Origin of the sequence: Sphaerisporangium rufum (assembly GCF_016863395.1) — a bacterium.
In the GTDB taxonomy this organism is placed as follows: domain Bacteria; phylum Actinomycetota; class Actinomycetes; order Streptosporangiales; family Streptosporangiaceae; genus Sphaerisporangium; species Sphaerisporangium rufum.
The window spans coordinates 1-787 of record NZ_BOOU01000158.1 but is presented as its reverse complement, the minus strand read 5'-3'; the positions used below and the strand labels follow the sequence as shown (position 1 = coordinate 787).

Below are 787 nucleotides of genomic sequence, written 5' to 3'. Positions count from 1 at the left end.
TCAGAGGGCCATGCCGCCGAGGACGAGGCGGTTGTTCTGCCAGGAGAAGTTCGGGTTCTCACCGGAGTTCCAGAACACCACCACATCACCGTTCGGGCGCACCTGGACCAGGTCGTCCTTGCCGTCGTTGTTCAGGTCGCCGGCCTTGACCTGGGCCTGGTCGGGGATGCCGCCCAGCACCAGCCGGTTGTTCGACCAGGAGAAATTCGGATTGGTGTCGGCGTTCCAGAACGCCACCACATCACCGTTGGGACGGGTCTGCAGCAGATCGGCCTTGCCGTCGGCGTTGAAGTCCCCGGCCTTGATCTGCCCCTTGTCGGTGATCCCGCCCAGCACCAGCCGGTTGTTCGACCAGGAGAAATTCGGATTCTCACCGGAGTTCCAGAACACCACCACATCACCGTTCGGGCGCACCTGGACCAGGTCGTCCATTCCGTCGGCGTTGAAGTCCCCGACGTTGATCTGCCCCTTGTCGGTGATCCCGCCCAGCACCAGCCGGTTGTTCGACCAGGAGAAATTCGGATTCTGACCCGAATTCCAGAAGACCACCAAATCACCGTTCGACCGGATCTGCAGAAGGTCGTCCTTCTTGTCGTTGTTGAAGTCCCCCACCCGGATCTGCGACGGATCGGTGATCCCCTGCAACACCAGCCGGTTGTTCTGCCACGAATAGTTGGGATTGTTACCGGAGTTCCAGAACACCACCACATCACCGTTGTCGCGGACCTGCACCAGATCATCCAGCCCGTCGGCGTTCAGATCCCCCATCTGCACCCGATGCCCATCC

General features: G+C 61.0%; 1 protein-coding gene. It reads right to left on the bottom strand.

Annotation, left to right across the window (positions count from 1 at the left end; translation table 11 throughout):
* Positions 1 to 787, bottom strand: a 787-nt coding sequence (locus Sru01_RS35130; RefSeq protein WP_203995275.1) for an FG-GAP repeat domain-containing protein, incomplete at its 5' end; no start/stop codon positions are given.